Raw genomic sequence first — 20,526 nt, 5'->3', positions numbered from 1 at the left:
CCGCTGCTGACGACCGTGGAATCGGCGTTACCGCCGGTGTTGATGTTCTGCGTAGCGCCGGAGCTGACGACGGTGCTGGTGGCCGAGCCGCCACCGCCCACGTTTTGCTGGGCGCCACTGGCAACCTGCGTATCGGAGGCATTGCCGCTCACGTTCTGGGTGCCACTGACCTGCACCTGGCTGGCCGAACCGCCGCTGTTGACGTTTTGCGTACCGCCGCTGCTGACGACCGTGGAAGTGGCGTTACCGCGGTTGTTGACGTTCTGTGTACCGCCGGAGCTCACAACGGTGCTCGTGGCCGAGCCGCCATCGCCCACGTTTTGCTGCCCCCCGCTGGCGACTTTCGTGTCCAAGGCGTCGCCGCTCACGTTCTGCGTACCACTGACCTGCACGTTGCTGGCCGAACCGCCGCTGTTGACGTTTTGCGTACCACCGCTGCTGACGACCGTGGAAGTGGCGTTACCGCGGTTGTTGACGTTCTGTGTACCGCCGGAGCTCACGACGGTGCTCGTGGCCGAGCCGCCATCGCCCACGTTTTGCTGCCCCCCGCTGGCGACTTTCGTGTCCGAGGCGTTGCCGCTCACGTTCTGCGTACCACTGACCTGCACGTTGCTGGCCGAACCGCCGCTGTTGACGTTTTGCGTACCGCCGCTGCCGACGACCGTGGAAGTGGCGTTACCGCGGTTGTTGACGTTCTGTGTACCGCCGGAGCTCACAACGGTGCTCGTGGCCGAGCCGCCATCGCCCACGTTCTGCTGCCCCCCGCTGGCGACTTTCGTGTCCGAGGCGTTGCCGCTCACGTTCTGCGTACCACTGACCTGCACTTGGCTGGCTGAACCGCCGCTGTTGACGTTTTGCGTACCGCCGCTGCTGACGACCGTGGAGTTGGCGTTACCGCCCGAGTTGATGTTTTGCGTACCGCCAGAGTTCACGACGGTGCTCGTGGCTGAGCCGCTCGAACCCACGTTCTGCTGGCCACCGTTGTCGATCAGCGTGCGGGAGGCGTTGCCGCTGAGGTTCTGTGTGCCGCCGCCACTGATGAATGTGGAAACGGCGGTGCCGCCCGAGCTGATGTTCTGGGTGCCGCTGCTGTAGACGTATGTGGAGGTGGCGCTGGCGCCGGAACTGACGGTCTGCGAGCCGCCACGAATTGTGGTGTCGGTGGCGGCGCCGCCTGAATTGACGGTTTGAGTGCCGCCCGAGCTGATGACGGTGAAGTGGGCGGAGCCGCCGCTGGCGATGTCCTGGCGACCTCCGCTGGTGATGGTCGTGCTCGACGCGATCCCACTGACGTTTTGCGTGCCGCTTGCATTCACTCTGGTGGCGGTTGCCGTACCTCCCCGCAGGATGATTTGCGTGCCGGTCTGGACGACGGCGCCAGATGCCGAGCCGCCGCTGTGGATGTCTTGTCGGCCAAAATTGGTCACCAGTGTCGAGATTGCGAGCCCGCCCGCTCTCACGATCTGGACGGCGCGCGAGGACCCATTGTCCGTCAGCAACATCTGCGTCCCGCGGGCGACGGATCCCGAGTTGACAATTTCGGTGCCGCGCAATTGGGTGTTTCTGGTATTCCCACCCTCCAGACTCAGGTGGTTGCCGAATTGAACGACCGTATCCAGGAGCTCGCCACTCGTGAGATGCACGATCGCGTTGTTCCCGGGAAACGAGGTCAGAAACCCGGTGGTGCCACCCACCCAGAAGCCTGCACCGATCGGCTGCTCATCCGCCCATCTCACCTGCGCCGCGGCGTTCTGCATGACGGATACCGATGCAAACGCGATCACCATGTTCAGCATGAGCGGCCGCAGACGAGTCGGACGGGGGCGGCTCCTCAATGCTTTCGCCACCACGACCGCCGAAGCCACCTGGATGGCTCGACTGACAGACAATCTCCGTCCGCCACTGCGGACCAGTTCGGACACCACCAGCCAGCACTGACGGGCTTCGGACCAAACGATGTTGAAGATCTTGTTCATGGTTTCAGCGATATGTGAGGTCAGGCCGCACTGGCAGGTGGGATGGCTGACGTAAAGAGAGAATGGGTCAGGCCGCTACATGGACAGAGATGAGCCATTGCGACGTCTGGTGGTCGATCAGGCGACGTTTGGGATTACCGGCCCGCGTGTGATTGCTCGGGCGCCTTCGAATGGGCGACGCGGATCTTGGGCGGGCGGACACAACGGCTAGTCGTGATGATCGAAGCTCTCGTGGGTGACCTCCGTGCCGCCACGGCAGGCGGCCTCGTACAGACAGTCGCCTGATTCGGTGTCGATGAGCGCTGGCTTCCTGTGCGCCTCGCGCAGGTACGCGCGTGCCCGCGCGATGACGTAAAGGCGCATGACCTCAGAGCCGAGCTGAGTTGGAAGGCGAGCGGATCGATGAATGGCGTCATGCAGTACGAATGAAATGTGAGCGTTGTCGACGAGTTGCGAATACCGGGTCGTGGCTGGAACTTTATGTAGGAGAGCCCGACCGGAGAATCGCTAACCTTCGAGTGTTTGCTCATCGCGGATCGTCGGACTTCGTAGAAGCGACGACGCGGGAGAATCGTGTTGCAAGAGGCAGGTGGGTTTGCGCACTGAAAACCGAAGAATTTCTATATTCCGTGGGCTGATGTCTCAATAGGCTGCGCATATTCACTAAAGCTTTGGAGCATCGCCATTCTTCGCGGTCAGCCGGACACGTTCGCCCACGTTGTCAACCGGCCCTTTATTTCAGCGTCTCGACATTCGGCCCGCGATTTCGCCCAGGCTATGAGGCTGGGCGAGCTGATCCTGGTCTATCAGCCGATTCATGACGTCGCCTCCGGCGCCATGGTGGGGCTCGAAGCGCTGGCCAGATGGCGCCGTGACGGTGCCGATGTCGCCACGCCCGACACCTTCATCGCCCTGGCCGAGCAAAGTGGGCTGATCGTCGAATTCGGGCGGCAGGTTCTGCGCATGGCGTGCAGACAGCTGGCGCTCTGGTCGGGCACCCGCTACGAGTCGGTGCCCGTCAGCGTGAACATCTCTCCGCAGCAGCTTCAAGATCCCGACTTCGTACAAGACGTCTGCGGCAGCTTGCAGGCCCATGCCGTCGACGCGCGCCGCCTGGTGATCGAGATCACCGAACGGGAGCCCCTGGGCGACAGCCTGTACGCCGCCAGCGCGATCGCGGCACTGCGCGAGATAGGCGTGAAAGTCGTGCTCGACGACTTCGGCGGGGGATACATGAATCTTGCCGTGTTGCTGAGATACGGCATCGATGGCCTCAAGCTCTCGCTCGATACGCCGTGGGGCGAGGGGGCTCAGACCGATCCACGTGCCTGGGAGGTGATCAGGGCGGTCGCCCAGATGTGCAGGGGCATCGGCATCTCACTGGTGGTAGAGCGGGTCGAGACCCTGCGCCAGTGGGTGTTGTTGCAGGGCCTCCCCGAGGTGCGGGCGCAAGGTTACTTGCTCGGGAAACCCACGATGCCCGACGACTTGCCGTAGGGTCGCATCGCCGCTCGATGATGATCCGCGCCATTCGCAAATGTCTTCAGTCCACACCCCGATAAGCCCCTGAGCGCGGAGAAAGCCTTGATCGTCAATAGAAGGTCCTATAACGAGCGGCGCTGGATCAGAATCTTCGACAACGAATGGGACCGCCTCGGTTTAAAGAGGCAGCGGCGCGCAAAAAGAAGCTTGCTACCGGGGTGGTCTTCCGCGTGTCGCGTGATCATCGCCGACGACCATCCGCTGGTGCCGGTTGCCGTGGCGAAGTCTTTATCGTCGTCAGGCGACTTCTGCATCGTGGCCATCGTGAATTCCGGTGATGCGCTGCTGGAGCGCCTGGCCATCTCGGCCGCGCCGTGCGACCTGATCGTGACAGACTTCGCGATGCAGTCCGACGAAACCGAACGAGTGGGCCTCGATGGCGCCCGATTGCTCGGCCTGCTCCAGCGCAACTATCCCGACATTCCGGTCGTGGTGCTCACCATGATCAACAATGGTGGCATGCTCAGATCCATGCTGCGTGAGGGGGTGCATGGCATCGTCAGCAAAGATGAACCCCCCAATGTCCTTGCCCAAGTTTGCGCAAAGGTCATGATCGGCGCGCAGGTCCCCGTCCTCAGCCCAAAGGTGGCGAATCGCCTGGAGCCCGAATCGGGAGGCGTTTCGGTGCGGCGCGGCCGAGAGCCCGTGTTGTCGCAGAAAGAGAGCGAGGTGGTGCGGCTGTTCGCCCAGGGCTATTCGCTGACCGATATCTCGCACCAGCTCAGCCGGGCCATCACCACCGTGGCCACGCAAAAGCGCTCGGCCATGCGCAAACTCAATCTGAACACCAACGCCGACCTGATCCGCTACGCCTCCGAAGCCGGGATGGTCTGACGGGCAGTCCCAGCCGGGCGTCCGACCCGGACGGCACTAGTCGAATGTCACTACCCGGACGTCACTGTCCGGGCGTCACTCCCCCGGCGTCACTGCCCGAGCGTCACTCCCCGGGCGTCACTGTCCGGATGTCACTGCCCGGTCGGGCTCTCCCCACGCGCCGAATGTGGCCAGGCGAACGGTTCAATTTCTGTCTTGACAGAAATTTCAGAAATCAAATACAGTGTCTCCATGATACTGACACCGATCGCCGAACGATTCATTCTGCACTGGGGAGAGATGGGTTCTCGCTGGGGCGTGAATCGCACCGTGGCCCAGATCCATGCCTTGCTGTATCTGGTGGGCAAGCCCCTGCATGCTGAAGAGATCGCCGAGACGCTGGGTGTGGCGCGTTCGAACGTCAGCACCAGCATCAAAGAGCTGCAGTCCTGGAAGCTGGTCAAGGTGGTGCACGTGATGGAAGATCGTCGCGATCATTTTGAGACCTCCACCGACGTCTGGGAACTGTTCAAGCTGATCGTGGAAGGGCGGCGCCAGCGCGAGGTGGACCCGACGCTCACCGTGCTGCGCGATAGTCTCGTAAGCCCCGAGATCAAAGACGAACCCGAGACCGAGGAGCGCATTCGCAAGACGCTCGAGTTCATGGAAATCCTGACGACCTGGTCGGACGAGATGCTGCGCATGAAGCCCGAAACCCTGATGAAAACGCTGGGCATGGGCGCCAAGATCAGCAAGACCATGCGTCGCGGCAAGTGAGCGTGGCGTCCGGCGCGTAGGCAAAAGGCAGACGCAGGACACGCAGCGAGCAATGAGAACGACCAGGCGAACTCGATTCGAGCGAGCAATGAGAACGACCGGGCGAACTCGATTCGAGCGAGCAATGAGAAGGACCAGGCGAACTCGATCCGGGTGAGCAATCAGAAGGACCAGGCGAACTCGATTCGCCTGTTTTTGGGCCAGCAATTTCTGTCTATACAGAAATAACTGAAACGACAGACGAGCGATGGACCGGAGCGGAGCGGGATCGTGAATATTCTGGTGTGCGGGGCGAGCGGGTTTATCGGGACGGCGATCTGCGCGGCGCTTGCGCGGAACGGGCATCGTGTCGTGCGCGGCGTGCGCCACGCGACCCTGCCGGACGAGGTCGAGGTGGACTTCGCGCGCGACGTCGAGCCCGCGCATTGGCAGCCGTTGCTCGAGGGCGTTGACGTTGTCGTGAACGCCGCCGGGATCCTGCTGGAACGAGGCGCGCAGTCGTTCGAGGCCATTCATCGGCGCGGGCCGATCGCGTTGTTCGACGCGAGCGTGGCGGCGGGTGTACGCCGCATCGTGCAAGTGTCGGCGCTTGGCGCCGATCAGGGCAGCACCGCTTACTTTCGCAGCAAGCGTGCCGCCGACGAACATCTGCTCGCGCTGCCGATCGCGCACCACGTCGTGCGGCCGGCGCTCGTGTATGGCGAGCAGGGCGCGTCCGCGCGGTTTTTCCGGCGGCTCGCATCGCTGCCGGTTCATTTTCTGCCCGGGTCGGGCGAGCAGCGGTTGCGGCCCGTGCACGTGGCCGAGCTGGCGGAGGTCGTATGCCGCCTTGTCGAGAACAGTGCGAAGGTGCCCGCCATCCTCGATCTGGTGGGCGGCACCGAAGTGTCGTATCGCGACATGCTGGGCACGTATCGCAGCGCCATGGGCTTCGCGCCGGCATGGCGCATCGCGGTGCCGGCGTGGCTGATCGGTGGAGCGGCGGCGCTGCTGGATCGTGTGCCGCGCTCGCTATTGACGCGGGATACCTGGGCCATGCTGCAGGCCGGCAACACGGCCGATGCCGAGCCCACCGCCCGTGTGCTGGGACGACAGCCTGCCGGCATCGCGGATTTCATCGGGCCCGCGGATGCGCTGCGCCTACGCGCGGCGGCACTCGCGGCGTGGCGGCCAGGCGTGCTGCGCGCGGCGCTCGCCTTCATCTGGATCTGGACGGCGTTCTGCAGCGCGGTCTGGTATCCGCAGCAAGACAGTCTGGCGCTGCTGGCACCCCTGGGGCTGCATGGCGCCGTGGCGCTCGTTGCGCTGTACGGGGCAAGCGCCCTCGATCTGCTGCTGGGCGTGCTCACGCTATGGCGGCCCGGCCGGCGGCTCTGGGCGTTTCAGCTCGGGCTGGTCACCGTCTATTCCCTGATCGTCGCGATCGCCTTGCCGGCGTTTCTCTGGCATCCGTTCGCGCCGCTCATCAAGAACGCAGCCGTCATTGCGCTGCTGGTCACGCTGCTCAGCGAGGAGGTTGAATCATGAACATGTATCTCACCGTCAAGACGTTGCACATCATCTCGTCGGTGCTCATGGTGGGCACGGGCTTCGGCACGGCGTTTTATCTGTTTTTCGTGAACCGCACGCGGTCCGTGCCGGCCATCGCGGCGGTGTCGAGGCTGGTGGTGCGCGCGGACCTGTGGTTCACCACGCCGGCGGTGATTTTTCAGCCGCTGTCGGGCCTGTGGCTGGCGCATGCGGTGGGCTGGTCGTGGACCACGCCGTGGCTGGCGACCTCGATCGGACTGTACATCCTGGCCGGCGCGTGTTGGCTGCCGGTGGTGTGGCTGCAGGCCGAAATGGCCAAAATGGCGCGCGTGGCGCACGCCGAGGGCAAGAGCGAGCTGCCGGCTACCTACTGGCGCTACGCGAAGTGGTGGGAGGGCCTGGGCTACCCCGCGTTCGTCGCGATGGTGGTGGTGTACTTCCTGATGGTGCTCAAGCCGGCATTCTGAGCGGGTGGAAGTGCGAATGCTCGATCGCAACCTCGCACCCGTGGCATCGGCGCACGCAGCACCCGCGACATCGGCGCACGCAGCATCCGCGACGTCGGCGCACGCAGCATCCGCGACGTCGGCGCACGCAGCATCCGCGACATCGGCGCATGCAGCATCCGCGACCTCGGCGCATGCACCGTCCGCGGCAGGCCCGCGGGCCTGACCGGCTCAGACCGGGGTGACCGCGCCCCGGCCCGAGAAGTGGCCGTCGATGTTGTCCAGGAAGATGCTGAACTGCGCCGCGATCGCTTCGGGAGACCAGCCCGCCAGGTGCGGCGTCAGGATCAGGCGATCGAGGTCGATGAGTTCGGCGGGCGCATCGGGTTCACTCTCGTAGACGTCGATGCCGGCGCCGCCCAGGGTGCCGGCGCGCAGCGCTTCAGCGAGCGCCTGCGTGTCGACGATGCTGCCCCGGCCCACGTTCACCAGGAAGCCTTCGGGGCCCAAGGCCTTCAGGACGGCGGCATCGACCAGGTGATGCGTGGACGCACCGCCGGGCGCGGCGCAGACCAGCACGTCGCACCATTCCGCGAGTGCCAGGACATTCTCGAAGTAACGATACGGCGATCCGGGCTTGGCATTGCGGTTGTGATAGCCGATGTCCATCCGGAAGGCGCGCGCACGCGTTGCGATTTTTTCGCCGATCGTGCCCATGCCCAGGATGCCGAGCCGCTTGCCCGAGACGTTGGGCGGCAGCGCAATCTTGGTGCGCCATACGCCCGCGCGGCACAGCTGGTCGAGCTTGCGAAAGTCGCGCATGCAGGCGATCAGCAGCCCCATCGCGTGGTCCGCGACGCATTCGTCGTTGGCGCCCCGGCCGTTCGTGACCACGATGCCGCGCGCCTTGGCGGCGTCGACGTCGACATTCTCGTAGCCGGCGCCGTGGCACGACACCAGCTGCAACGCAGGCATCGCGGCCATTTCGGTCGCCGTGAGTCCGATCGTGCCGATCGTCAGCACGGCCTGGATGCGCGCGCCGTGGGCGGCGATCGCATCGCCACGTTCGGCGGCGGTGGGTGCGTAGACGAGGTCATAGCGCTCCGCAAGCACGTCGAGATTGTCGGCGTTCACGGGGCAAAGGACGAGCAGGGGAGTTTTCATCGCGGTGCTACCTGAGGCGAAATGCGCCGCGACGAGGCGCGGCGGGAGAGGGTGTGGGGCGCGCGGCGCGGGCAGGGCGGGCACGGCAGGGCCCGAGACGGGATGCGGCAGGCATCGGGTCTCGTGCCGTGCGGCTCACGGACGCCAGCCGAGCTTGTGAGAGATCTCCTGCGCGCAGGCAAGCAGCGGGCGGGCGATCTCGCCATTCCAGGAAACGTCGAACAGCCCGGACGGGCCGATGCTCGTCAGGGCCAGCACGAGGTTGCCGGTGTTATCGAACACGGGGACCGACAGCGCGTCCACGCCGGGCAGGGGATTGCCGACGGCGCGCGCCATGCCATGCACCCGGATGTCGGCCAGCACGGCCTGCAGCGTCGTGGGATCCGTGGTGATCTTGGGGCTGTGGCTCGCGATCACCGCGGTATCGCCTTCTTCGCGTGCGATGTAGTGGTCGGCCACCTTGGGCGGCAGCCAGGCCGCGAACACCAGGCCGGTTGCGGTGTGCAGCATCGACATGACCGTGCCCTTGCGCATGTTCACGTGCACCGGGTAACTCGCTTCGGTGATGTGGATCATCGTCGGACCGTGCGAACCGAGCACGGCGATGCCGAGCGTGTGGCCGATCCGCGTTTGCAATTGCGCGACCTCGGGCATGGCTACGCGCACCGGGTCGAGGCGCTGCAGACTGACCAGGCCCATTTGCAGGGCAAAGGGGCCGAGCTCGTAGTGGCTGGTGATGGCGTCCTGCTGCACCAGGCCCACGCGCACGAAGCTCACCAGATACGGGTGGGCCTTGGCGGAGGTCATGCCGGCGGCGGCAGCCAGATCGCGCAGCGACAGGGGCCGCCCGGCGTCGACGAGCGCGGCCAGCAGCGGGAAACCTACTTCGACCGACTGGATGCTGCGCCGGCCGTCGTTGGCGGCGTGCGCAGCGGCGTGCGCAGCGGCGGGCCTGGCGGCGGCCGCGTCGCTGGCTGCCGAAGTGGTGGCCCCACCGGCGGCCGCCTTTTTCACAGCTTTTGCGGGCGTTTTGGATGCGGGCATGGCGAAGGCGCGGATTCAGCGGTTGCGGCGCGCGGCCAGCAGGCGTTCGGCCATTTCGACGAAGCCTTCACCGCCGCGCTCGCTCGCCACATAGGCGGGGCGATGCTTGATGCGATGCAGCTGCGACTGAATGTTGGCCACGCCGACGGACAGCGGGAAGAAATGGAACATGGGCTCGTCGTTGGGCGAGTCGCCGATGAAGAGGGTGGAGTCGAGCGCCTGCTCGACCGTCTGGCCGAGCTCGCGTTCGAACAGCGTGCGCGTCATGGACAGCTTGTCGTAGTCGCCGAACCAGCCGTTCACATGAATCGAGCTCACCTTGGCTTCGGCGCCCGCGTCGCGGAAGATCTGCACGATCTTGTTGACGGCTTTTTCGGGCAGGGCGGGCACATCTTCGCAGAAGTCGATGGCAAGGTCGGCCACGCGATAGGCCTGGTCGCTCGCGAGCGCGGTGCCCGGCACTTCCTGGAGCACGCGGTCGCGGATTTCGTCCAGGCGCAGCCGGTCCGCGGCGCGGGTGGCCTCGTCGGCCCAGTAATGCGTCTTCATGCGGTGGGCGCTGCGGTCGTAGGCGAAATAGAACGCGCCGTTTTCGCCGACGACGGCGCGCACCGGCCACATGCGCACGAAGTGGTCGCACCAGCCGGCGGGGCGGCCGGTGATCGGAATCACACGGATGCCGGCGAGCTCGAGGCGCTCCATGGCGGCATAGGCGGCGGCGGGAAGCCGGCCGTCGGTGGTCAGGGTGTCATCGATGTCCGTCAGGACGGTACGTACCGAGGCTGCGACGGAGGCAGGCATGGCCGCCAGGGCTTGCATGGGGAGATCCTTGGTTATGCGTTTTCGTTCTGGGAAGTTTCCTGGGCGCAGTGTAACCGTGGCGAGCGCGCCCGCGCGCGAGGTGCCGCGAGGCGGTAAAATCCGTGTTTTCCCGCCTAGACCAGGTCCTGCCGTCCATGTCTGCCCAGATTTCATCCGTTGCCCCGGTCGCCGCGCCGGATTCGTTCGGTATCGTGCCGGTGCCCGAGATCATCGCCGAGCTGCGCGCCGGCCGCATCGTGATCCTGGTCGACGAAGAAGACCGCGAAAACGAGGGCGATCTGGTCATGGCCGCCGAGTTCGTGACGCCCGAGGCGATCAATTTCATGGTCACGCATGGCCGTGGCCTGGTCTGCCTCACGCTCACCGAAGACCGCTGTCGCCAGCTCGACCTGCCGCTGATGGCCAGCCGCAACGGCACGCGATACGGCACCAATTTCACTCAGTCGATCGAAGCCGCCGAAGGCGTCGAGACCGGCATTTCGGCCGCCGACCGCGCCCGCACCATCCAGGTGGCGGTGGCGCGCGACGCCAAGCCCGCCGATCTGGTCCAGCCGGGTCATATTTTCCCGGTGCGTGCCGTGCCCGGCGGCGTGCTGGTGCGTGCCGGCCACACCGAGGCGGGCTGCGACCTGACCGAGATGGCCGGCCTGACGCCCGCCGCGGTGATCTGCGAGATCCTCAAGCCCGACGGCACGATGGCGCGCCTGCCCGACCTGGTCGAGTTCGCCCGCGAGCACAACCTCAAGATCGGCACCATTGCCGACCTGATCCAGTACCGCAGCGAGCACGAGTCGATCGTGCAGCGCGTCGGCACGCGTCTCATGCAAACGCCTTGGGGCGAGTTCGAGGCGATCGCCTACCGCGACGACGCCACGGGCGCACCCCATCTGGCGCTGGTGCATGGTAATGTCGAAGCCGAACGCGAGACTCTGGTGCGCGTGCACGAGCCCGCGTCGTTGCTCGACGTGCTCGACACGGGCGCCAGTTCCCACAGCTGGACGGTCGGCACGGCGCTGCAAACCATCGCGGCGTCGCCCGCTGGCGTGCTGGTGCTGATGAATTGCCAATCCTCGGTCGAGCATCTGTTCGGTCAGATCGCCCACTGGACCGACCCGGCGCAGCGCCCGGCCCAGCCCGACGGCGAGCGTTTCGGTCTTCGTACCTATGGCATCGGCGCGCAGATCCTGCGCGATCTGGGCGTGGGTCAGATGCGCCTGTTGGCGCGGCCGCGCAAGATGCCGAGCATGGCCGGCTTCGCCCTCACGATTACAGGTTACGATTGCGCCCCTGCGCAAGCTTCCCGCAACAACGAATAAGGCCGACTCATGAACCCCTATATCCTCACTCCCGACCTGAACGGCGAAGGCCTGCACATCGGCATCGTGCGGGCGCGCTTCAATGAAGAGGTTGGTCAGGCCGAGCTGGCCGCCTGCCTCGAAGAACTGGCCAAACTGGGCGTCGACGAGCGCGACGTCATGGTCGCCACCGTGCCGGGCGCACTCGAGCTGGGCGTGGCGCTGGCCCGCATGGCCGAGTCGTTCGAGTTCGACGCCCTGATCGCGCTGGGCGCGGTCATCCGCGGCGAAACCTATCATTTCGAAGTGGTCAGCAATGAGATGGCCACGGCGATTTCCCGAATTTCCCTCGAGACCGGCATCCCGGTCGCCAATGGCGTTCTGACCGTCGACACCGACGAGCAGGCCCAGGCGCGTGCCGAAGGCAAGGGCCGCGATTGCGCCCAGGTCGCGGTCGAAATGGCCAACCTGTGCGCCGCGCTGGAGCCCGAAGAGGAAGACGAAGACGAAGACGAGGACGAAGATTTTGACGACGAAGAAGACGACGACGACGACCAGCGCTGATAGCGCCGTCCAGGCACGCGCCAACGCGCGCAGCGCGCGCCGCCGTGCGCGCGAGTTTGCGCTGCAAGGTGTGTACGCCTGGCTGCTGCGTGGTGGCGAAGGTACCCAGGACGCGGGCGAGATCGATGCGCACCTGCGCGACGCCGAGGATTTTTCCGAGGCCGATGCGCAGTGGTTCAAGACCTTGCTGCACGGCGTGCTGCGCGAGGCGCCCACCCTGCGTGAGCGTTTCACGCCCTACGTCGACCGCCCGCTGGCCGAGCTGTCGCCGGTCGAGCACGGCATTCTGCTGATCGGCAGCTTCGAGCTGGTGCATCACGTTGAAGTGCCGTACAAGGTCGCCATCAACGAAGCGGTCGAACTGGCCAAATCGTTCGGCGGCACCGACGGCTTCAAGTTCGTCAACGGCGTGCTCGACAAGCTGGCCGCCGACGTGCGCCCGGCCGAGGTCGAGGCCGCCGCCAAGCAGCGCCGCTGATTCAGTGAGGGCCGGCTCGCGCCGGCCCGCGCTGCCTTCGGCCATGGCCGACTCACCTCCGGAGTCCCCGTGCCATCCGAATTCGACCTGATCGCCCAGTATTTCACCCGCCCCGCGCCCGATGGCATGTTGGGCGTCGGTGACGACTGCGCGCTGTTTCCGGTGCCGGCAGGCATGCAGGTGGCCACGAGCAAGGATCTGCTCGTATCGGGCCGCCACTTCTATCCCGACGTCGATCCCCGGGCGCTCGGACACAAATCGCTGGCGGTCAATCTGTCGGATCTGGGCGCCATGGGCGCGCAGCCCATCGGCTGCCTGCTCGGCCTGGCCTTGCCCTCGGCCGATGCCGCGTGGCTCGCCGCGTTCGCCGACGGCTTTCATGCGCTGGCGGCGCGCCATGGCTGCGCGCTGATCGGGGGCGACACGACCCGCAGCCCGCAGGATCTGGTCATCAGCGTGACGGTGTTCGGCGCGGTCGCGCCCACGCGTGCGCTGCGGCGCGACGCGGCACGTCCCGGCGACGATATCTGGGTCTCGGGCGAGCTCGGCGCGGCGGACGTCGCCTACCGGCTTCTCGACGGCCAGATACCCCCGGACACCGCGCTGCTGGCCGCCACCCGGCGGGCACTCGAATGGCCCGAACCTCGCGTCGCGCTCGGCCAGGCGCTCGGCGGCATCGCCCATGCCGCCATCGACCTCTCCGATGGTCTCGTGCAGGACCTGGGCCATATTCTGAAGGCGAGTGCCGTGGGCGCTCGCATCGACTACGCCGCATTGCCTGTCGCCGCCGCGATCGCGGCGCTGCCCGAACCGGTGCGCCGACGCGCCATCCTGGGCGGTGGCGATGTCTACGAACTCTGCTTCACGGCCCCCGCGTCGGCCCGCGACGCCGTGGCCGACGCCGCCAGGCGCGCCGGCGTGCCGGTGAGCCGGATCGGCGCCATCGTGCCAGAGGCGGGCATCGAGGTGCGCGAGGCCGACGGCCGCCTGATGGAAGCGTTGCCCGGCGGCTTCGACCACTTCGGCGCCGGGTAGGCCTGCTACCATCGCGCCACGGCGTGTGCCGTGCCATCCTGCCCCGCCAATGTCTGCCTCCAACGAGCCGAAGTCTCCGTCCATGCGCGAACGCGCGCGCGCCATCTATCCGTCCTGGCTGTGGGTACGCACGGATCCACACCGGCTGCTCGCGTTCGGTCTGGGCAGCGGACTGGTGCGGCCGGCCTCCGGTACGTGGGGCACGCTGCTTGCTTGGGCGATCTGGGTGCTGGTCCCTGCCATGCCCGACGCGGCGATGGCTGTCCTGCTCGTCCTCACCTTCGCGTATGGCTGTTGGGCGTGCGAGCGGGTCGGCCGGGAACTCGGCGTGTCCGATCACGTCGGTATGGTATGGGACGAGATGGTGGCGTTCTGGCTGGTGTTGTGGCTCACCCCCGCGACATGGACCGCGCAGGCCCTGGCCTTCGGGTTGTTCCGGCTGTTCGACATCGTCAAGCCCCCGCCGATCAAGTATTTCGATGCGCGCCTGAAAGGTGGGTTCGGCGTGATGTTCGATGATCTGCTGGCCGCCGCCTACACCTTGCTGGTGATGGCGATCCTGTTACGTACCGGAGTGATTGCATGACCGTGCTCGACAATAAAACACATGACGGATTGGCACCGGCTTCGGTGAGTGAGGCGACCCTGAACGGGCTGGCAGAAATGCTGGGTCAGGCCTTGATGGAAAACGATTGGATGATGGGGACGGCCGAATCGTGCACCGGTGGCCTCGTGGCCGGCGCCGTGACGGCGGTGCCGGGCTCGAGCAACTGGTTCGACCGCGGTTTCGTCACCTACAGCAACCAGGCCAAGATCGAACAGCTCGAGGTGTCGGCCGAGACCCTCGACCTTTTTGGCGCCGTGAGCGAACCGATCGCGCTCGAGATGGCCAACGGCGTGCTGCTCGCGAGCGGCACGGCCCACGTGTCCGTGGCGACGACCGGCATCGCCGGTCCCGACGGCGGTACGCCGGGCAAGCCCGTGGGGATGGTGTGCTTTGGATTCGCGATGCGCGCCGCGGGCGGGATCTCTTCGCGCGCGGTCACGCATGTGTTCGAAGGCGACCGCACGCAGGTGCGGCGTGCGGCGGTGGAAGTCGCGCTGCGCGGCCTGCTCGAACTGGTGGGTTCGCCGGCGGACCGCCGCTGAAGCGCGATTCCGGTCAGCGCACCGCGTTGATCGCGTCGCGCAGGCCCTGAGCGGCCTGCGCGGCCGCTTCGCGCCAGTCGTCGCCATTGCTGGCGTAGATGATTGCGCGCGACGAGTTGATCATCATGCCGCTGCGGGCCTGGTTGGCCCCGGCATTCACGGTGGCGTTGATATCACCGCCCTGGGCGCCGATGCCGGGCACCAGCAGCGGCACGTCGTCGCCGATACGCTGGCGCACCGCCGCGAGCTCGTTCGGGAAGGTGGCGCCCACCACGAGGCCGCACTGGCCCTGCGCGTTCCAGCGATCGGCCACCAGGCCGGCCACGTGCAGATAGAGCGGCTCGCCGCTTTCCATCTTGAGGAATTGCAGGTCCGAGCCACCGGGGTTGGAGGTGCGGCACAGCACGATCACGCCGCGGTCGCCCCAGGCCAGGTAGGGCTCGACCGAGTCCAGCCCCATGTACGGGCTGACCGTGACCGCGTGCGCCTGATAGCGTTCGAACGCCTCGCGGGCGTAATTTTCGGCGGTGGAGCCGATGTCGCCGCGCTTGGCGTCGAGCACGATGGGCAGGTCGGGATGCTGGCTGCGGATGTGATCGCACAAGGCCTCGAGCTGCGCTTCGGCGCGATGCGCCGCGAAGTACGCGATCTGCGGCTTGAAGCTGCTGGCGTAAGGCGCGGTGGCATCGACGATGTCGCGACAGAACTGGAAGATGGCATCGGGCTTGCCATCGAGTTCGCGCGGAAAGCGCTGCGGATCAGGATCCAGGCCCACCTGCAGCAGGGAGTTGCGGGAGGTCCAGGCGTGGTCGAGGCGTTGTTTGAAATTCATGGGTATCGGGGCAACGGGGCAGATGGGCCGGGGCGGACCCCGGCCGGGCTCAGTGCAGCTTGACGCGCGGACGGGTACGCCGCATCAGCAGGCGTGCCAGGGCCAGGGAGGCCGTGCGCGAAACACCCAGCACCGCGCGGTGGTGCATCAGGTGCAGGCTCATGTACATCAGGCGCGCCAGTGTACCGCTTACAAAGAGACCCCGTCCGGCCAGCTTGCCCATCAGGCTGCCGACGCCGGCGTCCTGGCCCAGCGAGACCAGCGAGCCGTGATCGCGGTAGACATAGGGTTCGTCGGGTTCCGGCTGGTTGCGCAGGCGCGCCGTGAGCTTCTTGGCGAGGTAGTCGGCCTGCTGATGCGCGGCCTGCGCGCGGGCCGGCACGGTGCGCTCGGCACCCCACGGCGCCGCGCAGCAATCGCCCAGCGCCAGGATGTGGGGATCGGGCGTTTCGAGGCGATCGGTAACAATGACCTGCCCTGCGCGATTCAGCGGCATGTCGAGCGTGGCCAGCAGGGCCGGGCCCTGGATGCCGGCCGCCCACATGCACAGCGACGCCGGGAACGCCCGGCCGTCGGCCGTCTTGACCGAGTCGGCGGTGATCTCGGATACGCGGCAGCCGGTCTCGACCTTAATGCCGAGCTCGAGCAGCCGTGCCGTGGCCGCCGCGGAGATTTTTTCGGGCAAGGCCGACAGGATACGCGGCGCGCCTTCCACCAGCGTGATCGCGAGATCGCGTTCGGCGCGGAAGTTGGGCAGGCCGTAGGCGCTCACCACGTGGCTGGCTTCGGTCAGCTCGACGGCGAGCTCCACACCGGTGGCGCCGCCACCCACGATCACCAGATCGAGGCGGGCCGCGGGATCACGCACCTTGGCCTGATCGACCAGCGCCATGGCCTTGAGCATGGTGAGGCGGAACTGCTCGGCGTTTTCGGTGGTGTCGAGCGTCACGGCGTGTTCGGCCGCACCCGGGGTGTTGAAGAAATTGGACGTGCTGCCCAGCGCCAGCACCAGCGTGCCGTAGGCCAGATCACGGCGCGGCAGCACCTCCTGGCCATGCGCGTCGGACACGGCGTCGATCGTGATGCTGCGCTGTTCGCGGTTGACGCCCAGCAGGCGCCCCTGCGCGAAGCTGAAGTGCGCCAGGTGGGCCAGCATCAGGTAGGACAGACCTTCCTGGTGGATGTCGAGCGTGCCGGCGGCCGCTTCGTGCAGGGAGGGCTTCCAGATGTGGAAGGGGCGGGCATCGACCAGCGTGACGCGGTCACGGCCGTGTTTGCGGCCAAGCTGGGCGGCCAGCTCGAGGCCGCCGGCGCCACCGCCGACAATGACGATACGGTCGGTATTTGAAGTCGCGTTGGGCATCATGTAAATCAGTATAAGTGGGCCACGCGACAATGGGGAGCCTACGCAAGTGTGATTGCGCTCGGGCTTCCGACCTCAGTTCATGACGAAGCGGCTGATGGCGACGCCCACCCACACCGCGATGGTGAACAGGAGCATCAGCATCACCGCGGCGCTGCCAAGATCCTTGGCGCGGCCCAGCAGGGGATGAGTTTCGACCGACAAGGCGTCGGCCAGTGCCTCGATTGCCGAGTTCAGCAGCTCCACCACCAGCACCAGGATCACCGAGGCGATCAGGAAGAACACCTCGTCGGTCGTGCGTCCCAGGAAGAACGCCGCCGGAATCAGCAGGATGGCCAGCGCCAGCTCCTGCCGGAACGCCGCCTCGTACTTGATCGCCGCCTTCAGGCCCTGCAGCGAGTAGCGCAACGCATTCAGGATGCGGCGCAGGCCACCGGTGCTTTTGTAGGGCGAGGGATGCGGCGAGTGCGTCATGGGCAGGAAAAATTTTGGCCAGGGGTGGCGGCTTTTTACCAGATAACCATGGCACCCGTATTGGAATGCGGGCGGGGGCGGGCGGGTGGAAAGGTTGAAGCCCGGATCGATCGAACTAGTATAAACCCTAATATGACGCAGATTCGGACGAGCGCAAACTTCCGGTCAATTGGTAAGGCCACTTTACCGAAATCGGGGCAGTATCTCCGCCCCTTGCAGCGCCGTCTCACGCAGCACGCCGTTCGCCATCCCGTACCTTCTGTACCGCCCGTACCGCCCGTTTCGCCCTTTCCGCCCTTTCCGCCCTTTCCGCCTCACGTCGTTTGCAGTCCTGCATCGCCCGGCCCGTCTCACGTCGTCCCCAGTCCCGCCCCATGCCTATCCAGACCATCGAACCTCGTCGCCTGTACCGCCAGATCGCCGATCAGCTGCGCCTGCTGATCGAGGCGGGCGAGTTTCGCGAGGGGGCGCGCCTGCCTCCCGAGCGGGATCTGGCGCTCAAGCTGGGTGTGTCGCGGCCGTCGGTGCGCGAGGCGCTGATCGCCCTCGAGGTCGAGGGCTGGGTCGAGGTGCGCATGGGCTCGGGCATCTATGTGAAGCGCTCCACCGAACGCGCAGGCGACAGCCTGGTGGCCGAGAGCCCGCTCGAGACCATTCGGGCGCGTCAGATGGTCGAGGGTGAGCTGGCCGCCGAGGCCGCGCGGCTGATTGCGCCCGGCGCCGTCGCGGGGCTGCGCGACGCGGTCGCGCTGATGCAGGACGAGGCGGACAGCGGCAACGTGCCGATACGCGGCGACCGGCTGTTCCATGTGCGGGTGGCCGAGATGGCGCACAACTCGGTGTTGGTGCGCGTCGTGGGCGAGCTGTTCGATGAGCGGCACAACCCGATATCGATGAAGCTGGGCGACTACTTTGAAAACCCCGCGAGCTGGGCCGCCGCAATCACCGAGCATCGCCGCGTGATCGATGCGATCGCACGCGGCGACGCGGCCGGCGCGCGCGAGGCGATGCGCCATCACCTGTCGTGCTCGCACGATCGTCTTACCGCCAATTGGGCCGCGCCCGATGGCGTTCCGGCCGTTTCCGGCCGCGCTGCCGCGGAGTCTTCATGATGAGCCTGACCTGTCGCATTCATGGCGCGCGCGATCTGCGCCTGGAGTCGGATTCCGCCGGCGCACCGCTCGCGCCGCACGAGGTGGAGCTGCGCCTGGGCGCCGCCGGCATCTGCGGTTCGGATCTGCATTACTTCCTGCACGGCAAGGTCGGGGCATTCGTGATTCGCGAACCGCTGATTCCGGGGCACGAGGCGTCGGGGATCGTGCTGCGGGTCGGCGAGGCCGTGACCCGCGTGGCGCCCGGGATGAAGGTCGCCATCAATCCCTCCCACCCCTGTGGCCAGTGCGATTACTGCCGCGGCGGCCGCGACAACCTCTGCCGAAATATGCGTTTTCTGGGGAGTGCGAGCGTCTATCCCCACGTGCAGGGCATGTTCCGCGAGCGCTTCGTCATGGGCGAACGTCAGCTCACCGCGGTGGACGAAGACATCTCGCTGGGCGAGATCGCCTGTGCCGAGCCGCTGTCGATCGGTCTGCACGGCGTGAACCGCGCCGGCAACCTGCTCGGCAAAACCGTGCTCGTGACCGGGGGCGGCACGATCGGCTGCATGAGCGTGATCGCCGCGCGGCTCGCGGGCGCCGCCCACATCATCGTGAGCGACATCGCCGACCGCGCGCTCGTGATGGCCGAGCAGGTCGGCGCCGACACCTGCGTGCGCGCCGACACCGGCGAGCCGCTCGCCGACGTGGCCGATGTCGCCATCGAAGCCGCCGGCAGCCCGGCCGCGCTCGCTACCTGCCTGAGCGCCACGCGGCGCGGCGGGCGCATCGTGCAGGTGGGCACGCTGCCCGCCGAAGGCGTGCATTTTCCGGCCAACAACATCATGGCGCGCGAGCTCGATTACGTGGGTGCCTTTCGCGCGGGCGTGGAATTCGACTGGGCCGTCAGCTACCTGCGCACGCGCAAGGTGGATGTGCGGCCGTTGATGAGTGCGCAGCTGCCGCTGGAACGCGCCGCCGAGGCGTTCGAACTGGCGGCCGACCGTACCCGTAGTACCAAGGTGCAACTCGTATGTGAATCATGACCTCAGCGGGGCCGGCGGCGCATAACGACCCGACAAGGGCAGGCCGCCGGCGACCAACACCTCAGGAGAGGAGACAACATGAAACAAGGCAACGCCAAGGTGCTGTTCGCTATCGCCGTGCTCGCCCTGTCGGGTAGTGCGCTGGCGCAGAACAAGTTGAAGTGGGCCCACGTGTACGAGACCTCCGAGCCCTTTCATACCGCGTCGGTATGGGCTGCGCAGGAGATCGGCAAGCGCACGAACGGACGCTATCAGATCGATGTCTATCCGGCCTCGCAGCTCGGCAAGGAAAACGACATCAACCAGGGCCTGACGCTCGGTACCGTCGACATGATCATTTCCGGGTCGAGCTTCGCGGCCAAGACCTTCCCGCGCATCGGCGTGACCTACTACCCCTACATCTTCCGCGACCCCGAGCATCTGCTCGCCTACACCAAGAGCGATATCTACAAAGAGCTCACGCGCGGCTACGACGAAAAGAGCGGCAACCACATCGTCGCGACGACCTACTACGGCACGCGCCAGTCGACCTCCAACCGGCCGTTCAAGACGTGTGCCGAGATGAAGGGCCTGAAGATGCGGGTGCCGGACGTGGCCGCCTATCTGGCGATGCCGCGGGCGTGCGGCGCGAACACGGCGCCGATTGCCTTCGCCGAGGTCTATCTGGCCCTGCAGAACGGCACGGTCGAGGCGCAGGAAAACCCGCTCACCACGATCGAGGCCAAGAAGTTCTACGAGGTGCAGAAGAACATCATCCTGACGGGGCATATCGTCGATCACCTCAATACGGTGATCTCCGGCAAGCTCTGGAAGAGTCTGTCGGACGAGGACAAGAAGGTGTTCACCGAGGTGGCGCAGCAGGCCGCCGAGAAGGCCTCCAAGGAGGTGGCCGAGAGCGAGAAAAAGATGGTGGCGGTGTTCAAGCAGCGTGGGCTGACCGTGACGGAGGTCAACGTGGAGGACTTCCGCAAGACGGTGCTGGATAAGGTGCCGTTCAAACAGTACGGCTACGAAAAAGCCGACTGGGATCGCATCCAGGCCATCAAGTAAGGGGGGCGGCGCGGGTCCGCCCCGCGCCGTGC

The 20,526-nt window shown here is 66.3% G+C and carries 22 protein-coding genes; 14 read left to right on the top strand and 8 right to left on the bottom strand.

The window, feature by feature from the left end:
- Both CEK29_RS19595 and CEK29_RS23970 read right to left on the bottom strand, forming a co-directional pair.
- On the bottom strand, positions 1 to 1,976 hold a 1,976-nt coding region (locus CEK29_RS19595; protein ID WP_176456939.1), incomplete at its 3' end, for an AIDA repeat-containing protein.
- A gap of 207 nt (positions 1,977 to 2,183) precedes the next feature.
- Positions 2,184 to 2,339 carry a hypothetical protein gene (locus tag CEK29_RS23970; protein ID WP_176456938.1) on the bottom strand — a complete coding sequence of 52 codons (156 nt, stop codon included), beginning with the start codon at positions 2,337 to 2,339 and terminating at the stop codon, positions 2,184 to 2,186.
- A 261-nt stretch (positions 2,340 to 2,600) separates the two neighbouring features.
- On the opposite strand from CEK29_RS23970, the gene CEK29_RS19585 reads away from it, so the two are divergent.
- The 5 genes from CEK29_RS19585 to CEK29_RS19565 all read left to right on the top strand — a co-directional run bounded on the left by CEK29_RS19585 (position 2,601) and on the right by CEK29_RS19565 (position 7,105).
- The gene (locus tag CEK29_RS19585; protein WP_369597743.1) at positions 2,601 to 3,473 is read left to right on the top strand and encodes an EAL domain-containing protein; all 873 of its coding nucleotides are present in this window, start codon (positions 2,601 to 2,603) and stop codon (positions 3,471 to 3,473) included.
- Positions 3,474 to 3,560: 87 nt separating this feature from the next.
- Positions 3,561 to 4,352 (top strand): response regulator transcription factor, encoded by a 792-nt coding sequence (locus CEK29_RS19580; protein ID WP_249279093.1) that lies wholly within the window; start codon positions 3,561 to 3,563, stop codon positions 4,350 to 4,352.
- Between the two features lie 231 nt (positions 4,353 to 4,583).
- On the top strand, positions 4,584 to 5,108 hold the full coding sequence (locus tag CEK29_RS19575) for a GbsR/MarR family transcriptional regulator (protein ID WP_094859067.1): 525 nt from the start codon (positions 4,584 to 4,586) through the stop codon (positions 5,106 to 5,108).
- A 270-nt stretch (positions 5,109 to 5,378) separates the two neighbouring features.
- On the top strand, positions 5,379 to 6,635 hold the full coding sequence (locus tag CEK29_RS19570; RefSeq protein WP_094859066.1) for an SDR family oxidoreductase: 1,257 nt from the start codon (positions 5,379 to 5,381) through the stop codon (positions 6,633 to 6,635).
- Positions 6,632 to 7,105 (top strand): DUF2269 family protein, encoded by a 474-nt coding sequence (locus CEK29_RS19565; protein ID WP_094801258.1) that lies wholly within the window; start codon positions 6,632 to 6,634, stop codon positions 7,103 to 7,105. Before CEK29_RS19570 ends, CEK29_RS19565 begins: the two co-directional genes overlap by 4 nt.
- A 210-nt stretch (positions 7,106 to 7,315) precedes the next feature.
- Here the strand turns inward: CEK29_RS19565 and CEK29_RS19560 are convergent, their stop codons facing one another.
- The 3 genes from CEK29_RS19560 to CEK29_RS19550 form a co-directional block, all read right to left on the bottom strand.
- On the bottom strand, positions 7,316 to 8,248 hold the full coding sequence (locus CEK29_RS19560) for a 2-hydroxyacid dehydrogenase (RefSeq protein ID WP_094859065.1): 933 nt from the start codon (positions 8,246 to 8,248) through the stop codon (positions 7,316 to 7,318).
- A 135-nt stretch (positions 8,249 to 8,383) separates the two neighbouring features.
- Positions 8,384 to 9,148 carry an IclR family transcriptional regulator gene (locus CEK29_RS19555; protein WP_255176215.1) on the bottom strand — a complete coding sequence of 255 codons (765 nt, stop codon included), beginning with the start codon at positions 9,146 to 9,148 and terminating at the stop codon, positions 8,384 to 8,386.
- A gap of 159 nt (positions 9,149 to 9,307) precedes the next feature.
- Entirely contained in the window at positions 9,308 to 10,111 is an 804-nt protein-coding gene (locus CEK29_RS19550) for an HAD-IIB family hydrolase (protein ID WP_094801264.1), read from the bottom strand.
- A gap of 137 nt (positions 10,112 to 10,248) precedes the next feature.
- Between CEK29_RS19550 and ribBA the strand changes: the two genes are divergently transcribed.
- The 6 genes from ribBA to CEK29_RS19520 all read left to right on the top strand — a co-directional run bounded on the left by ribBA (position 10,249) and on the right by CEK29_RS19520 (position 14,635).
- Positions 10,249 to 11,430, top strand: coding sequence for a bifunctional 3,4-dihydroxy-2-butanone-4-phosphate synthase/GTP cyclohydrolase II (gene ribBA, locus CEK29_RS19545; protein WP_094801266.1), 1,182 nt, complete (start codon positions 10,249 to 10,251; stop codon positions 11,428 to 11,430).
- 9 nt (positions 11,431 to 11,439) lie between these two features.
- Positions 11,440 to 11,973: a 6,7-dimethyl-8-ribityllumazine synthase gene (gene ribH / locus CEK29_RS19540; protein WP_094801268.1), complete on the top strand. Its 534-nt coding sequence runs from the start codon at positions 11,440 to 11,442 to the stop codon at positions 11,971 to 11,973.
- Positions 11,936 to 12,451 carry a transcription antitermination factor NusB gene (gene nusB, locus CEK29_RS19535; RefSeq protein ID WP_094801270.1) on the top strand — a complete coding sequence of 172 codons (516 nt, stop codon included), beginning with the start codon at positions 11,936 to 11,938 and terminating at the stop codon, positions 12,449 to 12,451. The genes ribH and nusB overlap by 38 nt, the downstream gene beginning before the upstream one ends.
- A 69-nt stretch (positions 12,452 to 12,520) precedes the next feature.
- On the top strand, positions 12,521 to 13,486 hold the full coding sequence (gene thiL, locus CEK29_RS19530) for a thiamine-phosphate kinase (protein ID WP_094859063.1): 966 nt from the start codon (positions 12,521 to 12,523) through the stop codon (positions 13,484 to 13,486).
- Between the two features lie 82 nt (positions 13,487 to 13,568).
- A complete protein-coding gene (locus CEK29_RS19525) occupies positions 13,569 to 14,072 on the top strand; it encodes a phosphatidylglycerophosphatase A family protein (RefSeq protein ID WP_094801274.1) in 504 nt (167 codons plus the stop codon).
- On the top strand, positions 14,069 to 14,635 hold the full coding sequence (locus CEK29_RS19520; RefSeq protein ID WP_094859062.1) for a CinA family protein: 567 nt from the start codon (positions 14,069 to 14,071) through the stop codon (positions 14,633 to 14,635). Before CEK29_RS19525 ends, CEK29_RS19520 begins: the two co-directional genes overlap by 4 nt.
- 13 nt (positions 14,636 to 14,648) lie before the next feature.
- Here the strand turns inward: CEK29_RS19520 and pyrF are convergent, their stop codons facing one another.
- From pyrF to CEK29_RS19505, 3 genes are all read right to left on the bottom strand, one after another.
- On the bottom strand, positions 14,649 to 15,467 hold the full coding sequence (gene pyrF, locus CEK29_RS19515) for an orotidine-5'-phosphate decarboxylase (protein WP_094801278.1): 819 nt from the start codon (positions 15,465 to 15,467) through the stop codon (positions 14,649 to 14,651).
- A gap of 49 nt (positions 15,468 to 15,516) precedes the next feature.
- Positions 15,517 to 16,833 (bottom strand): NAD(P)/FAD-dependent oxidoreductase, encoded by a 1,317-nt coding sequence (locus CEK29_RS19510; RefSeq protein WP_094801280.1) that lies wholly within the window; start codon positions 16,831 to 16,833, stop codon positions 15,517 to 15,519.
- Between the two features lie 72 nt (positions 16,834 to 16,905).
- Positions 16,906 to 17,304, bottom strand: coding sequence for a diacylglycerol kinase (locus CEK29_RS19505; RefSeq protein ID WP_094801282.1), 399 nt, complete (start codon positions 17,302 to 17,304; stop codon positions 16,906 to 16,908).
- Positions 17,305 to 17,678: 374 nt separating this feature from the next.
- On the opposite strand from CEK29_RS19505, the gene CEK29_RS19500 reads away from it, so the two are divergent.
- The 3 genes from CEK29_RS19500 to CEK29_RS19490 all read left to right on the top strand — a co-directional run bounded on the left by CEK29_RS19500 (position 17,679) and on the right by CEK29_RS19490 (position 20,494).
- Entirely contained in the window at positions 17,679 to 18,416 is a 738-nt protein-coding gene (locus tag CEK29_RS19500; RefSeq protein ID WP_094801284.1) for a FadR/GntR family transcriptional regulator, read from the top strand.
- Positions 18,413 to 19,444 carry an L-idonate 5-dehydrogenase gene (locus CEK29_RS19495; RefSeq protein WP_369597742.1) on the top strand — a complete coding sequence of 344 codons (1,032 nt, stop codon included), beginning with the start codon at positions 18,413 to 18,415 and terminating at the stop codon, positions 19,442 to 19,444. Before CEK29_RS19500 ends, CEK29_RS19495 begins: the two co-directional genes overlap by 4 nt.
- Positions 19,445 to 19,522: 78 nt before the next feature.
- Positions 19,523 to 20,494: a sialic acid TRAP transporter substrate-binding protein SiaP gene (locus CEK29_RS19490; protein ID WP_094801286.1), complete on the top strand. Its 972-nt coding sequence runs from the start codon at positions 19,523 to 19,525 to the stop codon at positions 20,492 to 20,494.
- Positions 20,495 to 20,526: the final 32 nt, after the last annotated feature.

Origin of the sequence: Bordetella genomosp. 5 (assembly GCF_002261475.1) — a bacterium.
GTDB lineage: Bacteria > Pseudomonadota > Gammaproteobacteria > Burkholderiales > Burkholderiaceae_B > Bordetella.
The sequence above is the reverse complement of the archived record's forward strand: the minus strand, read 5'-3'. Positions and strand labels throughout refer to the sequence as shown.